We start from the raw sequence: 10,238 nt of genomic DNA, 5'->3' as shown, positions 1-10,238 counted from the left end.
TCTGTGTGGGGGTGTCTTTTTTTTTAACACCCCCCGGGTTTGGGGGGGGCGGGGGGGGGGGGGCGGGGGGGGGCCCCCCCCCCCCCCGGCCCCGGTCTCGCTGTGTAGGGTCCTGGGGTGTCGGCCCGGTTCCGGGCTGCTCCCCGAGGCCTTCCAGGTCGGCTTGACCTGTCACACATGTTCGTGGGAACACTCACCTTCGACCTGCTGCTGGGCGACGTCCACTCGCTCAAGGAGAAGCGTTCGATCGTGCGGCCCATCGTGGCCGAACTGCAGCGCAAGTACAGCGTGTGCGCTGCCGAGACCGGGAACCAGGACCTCCACCGCCGGGCCGAGATCGGCCTCGCGGTGGTCTCCGGCGAAGCCGGGTACGTCACCGAGGTCCTGGACAGCTGTGAGCGGTTGGTCGCCGGCCGCCCCGAGGTACAACTCCTCTCCGCGAGGAGGCGCTACCACAACGACGACGACGAATGAGAGCTGTGGAGCCGGCCGACGGAAGTCGCCGTTCTCACACGGATCAGGACCGAGAGCGCCCGCAAGGCCGGGCGCGGGCCGGTACTTTGGGGCGTGGGCCCCGACGGGTGCGCAGTTTCGCCCGGGTACCGGGCCCATTGCACGAGGAGGCAACGTGACCGACACCGCTAGGGCGCGCAAGCTCGCCGACCGCATCCAGGTGGTCGTCGCCCAGACCCTGGAACGGCGGATCAAGGACCCCCGCCTGGGGTTCGTGACCATCACCGACACCCGGGTGACCGGGGACCTGCGCGAGGCCACCGTCTTCTACACCGTCTTCGGTGACGAGACCGAGCGCGAGGCCACCGCGGCCGCGCTGGAGAGCGCCAAGGGCGTGATCCGTTCCGAGGTCGGCAAGATCGGGGTGCGCTTCACCCCGACGCTGACCTTCGTCGCGGACGCGCTGCCGGACAACGCCCGGAACATCGACGACCTGCTCGACCGGGCCCGCACCTCGGACGCCGCGGTGCGCACCCAGGCCGCCGGGGCGGCCTACGCCGGCGACGCGGACCCGTACCGGGTCCCGGGGGCCGAGCGTGACGACGAGGACGAGTAGTCATGGCGGGTGAGCCGGCCGAGGCCGCCTCGCGAGCCGGATCGACCACGGGGGCGTCCTCCACCAGCACGGTGGAGGGTGCCCTCGCGGCGCTCCCGGCCCCGCGCGCCGAGGAGAGCGGGTTCGAGCTGCTCTGGCAGCAGGTGGTGGCGGAGATCGGGCGGGCCCGGTCGATCGACCTGATCTGCCACATCTGCCCGGACGGCGACGCGCTGGGCTCCTCGCTGGCGGCCGCGCTGGCGCTGCGCGCGCTCGGCAAGCAGGTGCGGGTCTCCTTCGGGGACGACCCGCAGATCGTGCCCGAGTCGCTGGCGTTCCTGCCCGGCCAGGAGCTGATCGTGCCGGCCGCCGAGGTGCCGGAGGTGCCCGAGCTGGTGCTCTGCTTCGACGTCGCCGCGCGGAGCCGGCTCGGCCTGCTGCACGACAAGGCCTTCGCCGCGCCCGTCCTGGTGGTGTTCGACCACCATGCCTCCAACCCGGGTTTCGGCACCCACCAGCTGATCGACCCGACCGCACCGGCCACCGCCGTGCTGGTCGACGAACTGCTGCGCCGGCTCGGCGTCGGGCTCGACCAGGAGCTGGCCACCTGCCTCTACACCGGGGTCGCCACCGACACCGGCTCGTTCAAGTACCGGGCGACCACGCCGGCCACCCACGAACTGGCCGGGCGGCTGCTGGCCACCGGCATCCGGCACGACCTGATCTCCCGGCAGTTGTGGGACACCTCCTCCTTCGGCTACCTCAAGGTGCTCGCGGGCGCGCTCGACCGGGCCGTCTACGAGCCGGAGGCGGCCGGCGGGCTGGGCCTGGTGTGGACCTGGGTGCCGTACCAGGACCTCGCGCTGTTCAGCGTCACGGTCGAGGAGATCGAGGGGCTGATCGACATCCTGCGCCGCCCGGCCGAGGCCGAGGTGGCGCTGGTGCTGAAGCAGGACCCGGACGGGACGCTGCGCGGCTCCTCGCGCTCCAAGGGCGCGGTGGACGTCGCCGCGGCCTGCGCCGAACTGGGCGGCGGGGGACACGTCTTCGCGGCCGGGTTCAGCGTCCGGGAGGACGTGGCCGCGGTGGTCGGGCGGTTCCGCGCCGCGCTGGGGCCGGTACGTTGATCGTCTCTGACGTTCTTCGACGTTCTTCAGAGCTGACGCCCCAGAACAATTGACGGTTGAGAGAAAGAGCTCGATGAAGCGCAAAGGCACCGGCCCGGACGGCCTGGTGATCGTCGACAAGCCCGAGGGCATCACCTCCCACGGGGTCGTCGCCAAACTGAGGTGGCTGGCCGGGACCCGCAAGGTCGGGCACGCCGGCACGCTGGACCCGATGGCCACCGGTGTCCTGGTGATCGGCGTCGAGCGGGCCACCCGGCTGCTCGGCCACCTGATGCTCACCGCCAAGACGTACGAGGCGACCATCCGGCTCGGCCAGACCACCGTCACCGACGACCGCGAGGGCGAGGTGACCTCCTCGGCCCCGGCCGGCGCCGTCACCCGGGAGGCGATCGACGCCGGGATCACGGCGCTCACCGGCGAGATCATGCAGGTGCCGTCGAAGGTCAGCGCGATCAAGATCGACGGCAAGCGCTCGTACGCGCGGGTGCGCGAGGGCGAGGACTTCGAGCTGGCGGCCCGGCCGACCACGATCCACTCCTTCACCGTGCACGGGCAGCGCGCGGCGGTCGCCGAGGACGGCACCCCGGTGATCGACCTGGACGTCACCGTGGAGTGCTCCTCCGGCACCTACATCCGGGCGCTGGCCCGGGACCTCGGCGCCGGGCTGGGCGTCGGCGGGCACCTGACCGCGCTGCGGCGCACCAGGGTCGGGCCGTACGGGGTGGAGTCGGCGCGCACCCTGGAGCAGCTGGAGACCGAGGTCACCGGGGAGTCGGCCAAGGGGCTGGAGGTGCTGCCGATCGGTGAGGCCGCGGCCGCCGCCTTCCCGCGCTGGGACCTGGACGAGGCCTCGGCGCAGAAGCTGTCGCACGGCGCCCGGCTGAAGGCACCCGGGCTGGGTGTGGACGGGCCGATCGCCGTGTTCGGGCCGGACGGGCGCTTCCTGGCGCTGGTCGAGGAGAAGGACGGGCAGGCGAAGCCGGTCGCGGTCTTCGTCGGCTGACGGCCCGTCGCCGTCGGCGGAGCCCCCGTCGGGAGTCATCCCGACGGGGGCTCCGCCGTATCCGGACGCTCCTTCACCCGAACGGGGAGATTCACCCGCACGGCGGAGCGCGCGGAGTGAACGCCCGTGGTGAGCGGCGCGGGCGCGGTCGGGCCGCCGCCCCGGCGGGCAGGCTCCCCGGGCGAGCGAGCGACGGCCGAAGGGGCGCGGGGATGCCGGGGTTCCAGGAGGGCGATCCGGGGCGGTACCTGCTGCGGATCCGCGACCTCGACGGGCGGCTGCACGGCTTGGGGTTCGTCGCCGACCGGCAGGGGAGCGTGCTGACGGCGCACGAGAGCGTGGCGGGCCTGGACCGGATCGTCCTTGACACCCCCGGCGGGCAGCGCAGGGTGCTCGGCCCGGGCGCCGTCCTGCCGCTGCCCGAGCACGGGCTCGCCCTGCTGCGCACCGGCGCCGTCGGCGGGCTGCCGGTGCCGCCGCTGCCGCTGGCCGCCGCCGCGCCCGGGCACGAGGTGCTGCTGCCGGCCCTGGCGGGGGAGGACGGACGGATCGTGGCGCTGCGCTGCGGGCTGCTCGGGGCCACCGGCGCGGAGTACCGGGGACACCGGCTGGGCGGGGTGCTGCTGCTGGACGTGCCGGTGGTCACCGGGGTCGCCGTGCCGGCCGGCTCACCGGTGCTGGACGCCCGCAGCGGCGCGGTGGTCGCGCTGGCCGCGCCCGCCGTGCGCGGACCCCGGCACGGCGGGGCACTGCCGGCCGTGGCGGCCGGCGGCGGGGCGGCGGACGCCGGGGTGCTGGCCGGGCTGCTGGCGGGCAACGCGGCGGCGGTGCCCGGCTACGGGCGGGCGCTCAACCTGGCCGGGGTGCTGCGGCTGACCGCCGCCCGGACCGCTACCGCCGGGGCCGGACCGGGGCGGGTGGCCCGGATGGCCGCGGACCGGGTGGACCGGCCGGACGGCCTCGTCGGGGAGGAGCCGGCCGAGACCGTCACCGTGCTGGTCGGCGCCCCCGGCAGCGGGCGCACCACCGAACTGGCCGCGCTGGCCGTTCGCCGCGGTGCCGCCGCCGACCCGCTGCCCACCCTCTGGCTGCGCGGCGCCGACCTGCGCGCCGGGGACCGGTCGCTCGCCGAGCCGGTGGAACGGGCGCTGGCCGCCGCGGCGGCCGGACTCGGCGTCCCGGCACCCGCGCCCGAGTCGGTGGCGGCCCTGTGCGCGGCGGCCGGACGCCCGCTGCTGGTGGTCCTGGACGGCCCCGAGGAGGCCCCGCTGCCGGTGGACGCGCGCTGGCTGCGCGGCGCCGGGCAGTGGCTGACCGGCTGCGGGGCCAGGCTGCTGACCGCCTGCGGGGAGGAGCTGTGGGAACGGCTCGCGGCCGACACCTGGGGCGGCGGCGGTCCCGGCCGTACCCGCGGGCCGGCCGGCCCGCCCCCGGACGGCGATCTGGGCGGCGCCCCCACCGTACGGACGGACGGCCGCGGCCCGGGCGGGCCGAGCCTGGCCGGACAGCGGCTCGGGCCGCTGCCCCCCGGAGCGGCCGAGCGGGTGCGCCACCGGTACGGGCTGCCGCCCGGCCACCCGGCCGCCGCCGAGGACGCGCGGCACCCGCTGGCCATCCGGCTGGCCGGGGAGCTGTGGGCCGAGGGGCTGAGCGACGGGCCGGTGCGCCGGGACGAGCTGTTCGACGCCTTCCTGGACCTGAGCTGCCTGCGGGTGGCCCAGCGGCTGGCCGAGGACGGCCGGCCGCGCCGCCCGGGCGCCCATCGCCGGGGCGCGGTGCGGCAGGCTCCTCCCCGGCCCGGGCGGGTGCGCCGGCTCGCGACGGCGGTGGCCGGGCGGGTGCACGAGGCGGCCCGGCTGGCGCTCGGCGGCGAGGCGGCCGGCGGGCTGGACCGGGCCGACTTCGAGGAGCTGTTCCCGGTCGAGGGCGGCTGGGCCGCGGCGGTGCTCGCCGAGGGCCTGTTCGTCCCGGCCGGCCCCGGCTTCCGCTTCGCACACGGGGAGTTCGCGGACTGGGCGCAGGGCCGGCACCTGGACCTGGACGCGGCGCTGCGGCTGCTGCTCGGCGAGGCCGAGGACACCCCGCCCCGGTCCGCCGAGTCCGGAGACGGCCTGACCGGGGAGGCCGCCGCCGGGGCGTGCGCCGTCCCCCGGCACCGGATCGGCCCGGTCGCCGCCGCGCTGTGCCGGGTGGCCGGGACCTGGGGCGCCGGCGCCCTGGACCCGTGGTTGCACCGGATCTGGCGTGCCCTGGACCTGCGCCCGCCGGGCAGCGAACCCGCCTGGTGGGCGGCCCGGTTGCTCGCCGCGGGCCTGGCCGCCAGCCCCGAGCCCGCCGAACACCGGGCGCTGCTCGACCAGTTGGCCGCCAGGACCGCCGAACGGGCGGGCCCGGCGGGCGCGGCGGCGCTCCCGGTGGCCGGGCTCGGCCGCTTCGGCCCGGCCTTCTGGACCGGGCTCGGCCTGCCCGCCGAGGCCGAACTCGCCCTACTGCGCCGCCTGGTGGCCGCCGACGGGCCGGGGCAGCGCTTCCTCGCCGTGGTGGCCGGACGGCTGCGCGCCGACCCGGTGACGGTGGTCCCGCTGCTCTGCGCCTGGTTCGAGGACCCGCGCGGCCTGCCCGGCCGTCCCGGCCGCACCACCGCCGACCTCGCCCACGACCTGCTGTACGCCCACCGGCGGCTCGCCCTGGACGAGTTGGCCGACGCGCTGGCCGACGCCGCGCACCCGAGGGCGGACGCGCTGCTCACCGTGCTCGCCGCCGAGGAGCCGTCCGCGCTCTGCCGGGCGGTCGACCGCTGGAGCCACGACCGGCGGCCGGAACGGCACGTCGCGGCCGCCGTGCACGCCCTGCGGGCCGCCCCGTACGCCTCCGGTGCCGGGGCCGAGCTGCTGCGGTACACCGCGCTGACCCTGCTCGGCCGCGAGGACGAGCCCGGCCTGCACGGGGCCGCGCTGGCCCTGCTGGTCGGCGACCCGGTGACCCGGGCCGCGTACCTGCCGGCCGCGCTCGCCCGGTTCCGGGCGGGCGGGGACGCCCTCCTCACCCCGGGGGCGCTCGCCCCGGCCCTGGAGAGCGACCCGGAGGCCGTGCTGGCCGCGTTCGCCGACCGGTCGGCGGCCCCCGGCGCGGCCCCCGCCGAGACGCTGCGGGTGCTCGCCGACGCCACCGCCCCGGCCGCTGTGCGGCGGGGCGCCGAGCTGGCCGTCCGGCTGCTGCGGGCGGACCCGGGGCTGGCCGGCCCGGTCGCCGTCGACTACCTCGGCCGCCGGCTCGCCCGCGCGTCCGCCGTCGGCCCGGCCGACCGGCCGGAGCTGCGGGCGCTGCTCGACGCCGTGCTGGCCGCCCGCGGCGCGGCGGTGCGGCGGCCGTTCGCCCGGGCGCTGTCCGTCCCGGTGGCCGACCCGGCGGCGGACGCGCTGCGCTGCGAGCTGCTGGACGCCCTGCTCGCCGCCGAGACCGATCCGGCGGTGCTGACCGCGGCCGTGGAGGGGCTCGCCGAGCACTGCGGAGCCGAGCGGCCGGCCCGGGCCCGGGCGGTGCTGGCCCGCGCCGTTTCCGGTCTGCCGGGCGCGGACGAGCTCCTGGCGCGCTGCGCCGGGCGGTCCGCGGCCTTCGCCCTGCTGCTCGCCCGCCGGGAGCCCGGGGCCGCGCCGACCGCCCCGGACGGCCCCCGGACGGCCCGGATGCGGGCTTCGGCTGCGGCCGGACGGGAGCCTCAGTATGCTGCCGCCGACGCCGAGCGGCCGCTGCCCGGGCGGGCGGCGGGGTTGTCGGTGCGCTCAACCCGTATTCCGGTGCCTGAGCCGGGGCAGGCGCATGGCACGCTATAGGGGTTCGGGTTTGAGCGTTTGAGCGTACAGAGGGTACGCACCGTACGGAACAAGGAGCGGTCAGGTGCAGCGCTGGCGTGGCCTGGAGGAGATCCCCGGTGACTGGGGACGCGGCGTCGTCACCATCGGTTCGTTCGACGGGGTTCACCGAGGACATCAGCTGATCATCGGGCGGGCGGTCGAGCGCGCCCGCGAACTCGGTCTCCCTTCGGTCGTGGTGACCTTCGACCCGCATCCGCGCGAGGTCATCCGTCCGGGCAGCCACCCGCCGCTGCTCGCGCCGCACCCGCGCCGCGCCGAGCTGATCGAGGAGCTCGGGGTGGACGCGGTGCTGGTGCTGCCGTTCACCACCGAGTTCTCGCAGGAGTCCCCGGAGGACTTCGTCCGGCAGGTGCTGGTGGACGCGCTGCGCGCGCGGCTCGTCATCGAGGGCCCCAACTTCCGCTTCGGGCACCGGGCCGCCGGGAACGTGGCGCTGCTCGGCGAGCTGGGCCGGGCGGACGACTTCGAGGTCGAGGTGATCGACCTCCAGGTGTGCGGCACGGCCGGGGACGGCCAGCCGTTCTCCTCCAGCCTGACCCGCCGGCTGGTCGAGGCCGGGGACATGGCCGGCGCCAACGAGGTGCTGGGCCGCCCGCACCGGGTCGAGGGCGTGGTGGTGCGCGGTGCGCAGCGCGGCCGCGAGCTGGGCTACCCGACCGCCAACGTCGAGACCGTGCCGCACAGCGCGATCCCGGCCGACGGCGTGTACGCGGGCTGGCTGACCGCGGACGGGGAGAGGATGCCGGCGGCGATCTCGGTCGGCACCAACCCGACCTTCGACGGCACCTCCCGCACCGTGGAGGCGTACGCGATCGACCGGGTCGGCCTGGACCTGTACGGGATGCACGTGGCCGTGGACTTCCTGGCCTACCTGCGCGGGATGGAGAAGTTCGACTCCATCGACGCGCTGCTGGACCGGATGGCCGACGACGTCAAGCGGGCGCGGGAGCTGACCGACGGCCTCTGAGCCGCGGAACGCGACGGAAGGGCCCGCCGACCGGTGTCGGCGGGCCCTTCCGTCCGTCTCACTGCTGGGGCGCCTGCGGCGGGTAGCCGTAGCCCGGCCCAGGCTGCTGCGGCCAGGGCGCCCCGGGGGCGGGCTGCTGCGGGTAGCCGTACCCGGGCGGGGGCGGCGGGGCCTGGCCGGGCTGAGGTGCCCACGGTGCCCCGGGGGCGGGCTGGCCGGCCTGCGGGTACGGCTGGGGCTGCTGCTGCGGGTCGGCGTACGGCTGTGGCTGACCGCCGGGCTGCGGGTGGGGCGCCTGCGCCTGCTGCTGCCAGCCGGCCTGCTGGGCGGCGGTCTGCTGAGCCCGGACGATGTCCTCGCCGACCAGGGTGGCCAGCTCGAAGTACGCCTCGCGGACCTTGGGGCGCATCATGTCGAGGTTGACCTCGGCGCCGGCCGCCAGGCTCTCGTCGAACGGCACCACGATCACGCCGCGGCAGCGGGTCTGGAAGTGCGCGACGATGTCCTCGATCTTGATCATCTTGCTGGTCTCGCGCACCCCGGAGACCACGGTGATGCTGCGCTGCACCAGGGCCGCGTAGCCGTGCGCGGAGAGCCAGTCCAGGGTGGTCGAGGCGCTGGAGGCGCCGTCCACGCTGGGGGTGGAGACGATGATCAGCTGATCGGCCAGGTCCAGCACCCCGCGCATCGCGCTGTACAGCAGGCCGGTGCCGGAGTCGGTCAGGATGATCGGGTACTGGCGGCCCAGCACGTCGATCACCTGGCGGTAGTCCGAGTCGTTGAAGGTGGTCGAGACCGCCGGGTCGACGTCGTTCGCCAGGATCTCCAGGCCGGAGTTCAGGTCCTGCGAGGTGAACTGACGGATGTCCATGTAGCTGCGCAGGTGCGGAATGGCCGTCACCAGGTCGCGGATGGTCGCGCCGGTCTGGCGCTTGACCCGGCGGCCCAGGGTGCCGGCGTCCGGGTTGGCGTCGATCGCGATCACCTTGTCCTGGCGCTCGCTGGCCAGGGTCGCGCCGAGCGCCGTGGTGGTCGTGGTCTTGCCGACGCCGCCCTTGAGGCTGATCACGGCGATCCGGTAGCAGCTCAGCACCGGGGCGCGGATGATCTCCAGCTTGCGGGCCTTCTCGGCCGCCGCGGCCTTGCCGCCGAACTGGAAGCGCGGCTGCTGGCGCTGCTGCTTGGGCTGGCTGCGCAGCAGCCGGTCCGAGGACAGCTCGACGGCGGCGGTGTAGCCGAGCGGCGCGCCGTGCGCGGTCTGCTGCGGGGCGGCGGCCTGCTGGAACGCGCCGGCCTGGGGGGTCTGCGGGTGCTGCTGCCACGGCTGGACGGGCTGCGGTTGGGGTTGGGGCTGGGGCTGGGGCTGGACCGGCTGCGGCTGGACGGGCTGCGGCTGGGCCTGCGGGCCAGGCCGGCCGAGAACGGGCTGCGGCCAGCCGCCCTGGCGCGGGTCCACCGGCCCTGGCTGCGGCACCGGGCCTGGCTGCAGCTGGGTGGCCGGGGCCGGCTGCTGCGGGGCGGCGGCCTGCTGGGCCTGCTGCGCGGCCCACACGGCCTGCGGGTCCCAGGCCGGCTGCGCCCCCTGCGCGACCTGCGCCACCTGCGGATCTTGGGGGTGTTGGGGGTGTTGGGGGTGCTGCGGCGGCGCCTGCTGCACGGGCGGCTGCGCGAAGTTCTGCGGCTGCGGGGCGGGCTGCCCCGCCTGGCCGGCCACGGCGGGCATCGGCATCGGCGTCGGCGCCGGATACGGCTGGGGCTGCGCCGCCGCCGCGCCCTCCGGCCCCGGCCAGCCGGCCTGCGGCTGCTCGGCGGCCTGCGGCGCCATCGGCCCGGCCGCCGGGAACGGGACGTGCTGCGCCTCGGCCTGCACCGGCGGGGCCGGAACGGGCGCGGGCGCGGGAGCGGGTGTCGGAGCCGGGACGGGGGCGGGCGCGGCCTCGGCCGCCGGGGCCTGGACGGTCGCCGGAGCCTGAGCCGGGGCGGGAGTGGCTGCCGGGGCATCGGCCGTGGCCGCCGCCACCTCGGTGGCCGGGGCCGGAGCCGGGGCGGCCGGAGTCGCCGCGGGCTCGGTCTGCACGTACCAGGACGGGGGAGTGTAGTCAGGTGCGTCCGACCAGTCGTCGTCGTCCTCCGCCGCGTTGTCGCCGACGTAGACGCCGTCCCGATCGCTACTCACTTCTGGCTCCCTCGTGTTCGCCGCCGCTTGTTCAGCGGTGCC

Annotated in this window: 7 protein-coding genes; 6 read left to right on the top strand and 1 reads right to left on the bottom strand. The window is 76.6% G+C overall.

Annotated features, from left to right (window positions below):
* The first annotated feature begins 177 nt into the window (after positions 1–177).
* The 6 genes from ACFRAR_RS16845 to ACFRAR_RS16820 all read left to right on the top strand — a co-directional run bounded on the left by ACFRAR_RS16845 (position 178) and on the right by ACFRAR_RS16820 (position 8,020).
* Complete coding sequence (locus ACFRAR_RS16845) at positions 178–474, top strand: DUF503 domain-containing protein (RefSeq protein WP_030289887.1); 297 nt, start codon at positions 178–180, stop codon at positions 472–474.
* Positions 475–628: 154 nt separating this feature from the next.
* Complete coding sequence (gene rbfA, locus ACFRAR_RS16840; RefSeq protein ID WP_380698824.1) at positions 629–1,069, top strand: 30S ribosome-binding factor RbfA; 441 nt, start codon at positions 629–631, stop codon at positions 1,067–1,069.
* A gap of 2 nt (positions 1,070–1,071) precedes the next feature.
* Positions 1,072–2,175: a bifunctional oligoribonuclease/PAP phosphatase NrnA gene (locus tag ACFRAR_RS16835; RefSeq protein WP_380698823.1), complete on the top strand. Its 1,104-nt coding sequence runs from the start codon at positions 1,072–1,074 to the stop codon at positions 2,173–2,175.
* Between the two features lie 73 nt (positions 2,176–2,248).
* On the top strand, positions 2,249–3,178 hold the full coding sequence (gene truB, locus ACFRAR_RS16830) for a tRNA pseudouridine(55) synthase TruB (RefSeq protein ID WP_380698822.1): 930 nt from the start codon (positions 2,249–2,251) through the stop codon (positions 3,176–3,178).
* Between the two features lie 212 nt (positions 3,179–3,390).
* Positions 3,391–7,011, top strand: a complete 3,621-nt coding sequence (locus ACFRAR_RS16825; protein WP_380698821.1) for a serine protease — start codon at positions 3,391–3,393, stop codon at positions 7,009–7,011.
* A 64-nt stretch (positions 7,012–7,075) separates the two neighbouring features.
* On the top strand, positions 7,076–8,020 hold the full coding sequence (locus ACFRAR_RS16820) for a bifunctional riboflavin kinase/FAD synthetase (RefSeq protein WP_380698820.1): 945 nt from the start codon (positions 7,076–7,078) through the stop codon (positions 8,018–8,020).
* A gap of 58 nt (positions 8,021–8,078) precedes the next feature.
* Here ACFRAR_RS16820 and ACFRAR_RS16815 read toward each other — a convergent pair whose 3' ends face one another.
* A complete protein-coding gene (locus tag ACFRAR_RS16815; RefSeq protein WP_380698819.1) occupies positions 8,079–10,196 on the bottom strand; it encodes a MinD/ParA family protein in 2,118 nt (705 codons plus the stop codon).
* Positions 10,197–10,238: the final 42 nt, after the last annotated feature.

Origin of the sequence: Kitasatospora sp. NPDC056651, from assembly GCF_042792155.1 — a bacterium.
In the GTDB taxonomy this organism is placed as follows: domain Bacteria; phylum Actinomycetota; class Actinomycetes; order Streptomycetales; family Streptomycetaceae; genus Kitasatospora.
This window is presented reverse-complemented; position numbering and strand designations above follow the sequence as displayed.

What these genes read in the sequence shown, in the direction of transcription:
- ACFRAR_RS16845 (WP_030289887.1), top strand. Translation starts at nt 178, where the DNA reads ATGTTCGTGGGAACACTCACCTTCGACCTGCTGCTGGGCGACGTCCAC.
- ACFRAR_RS16835 (WP_380698823.1), top strand. Translation starts at nt 1,072, where the DNA reads ATGGCGGGTGAGCCGGCCGAGGCCGCCTCGCGAGCCGGATCGACCACG.
- truB (WP_380698822.1), top strand. Translation starts at nt 2,249, where the DNA reads ATGAAGCGCAAAGGCACCGGCCCGGACGGCCTGGTGATCGTCGACAAG.
- ACFRAR_RS16825 (WP_380698821.1), top strand. Translation starts at nt 3,391, where the DNA reads ATGCCGGGGTTCCAGGAGGGCGATCCGGGGCGGTACCTGCTGCGGATC.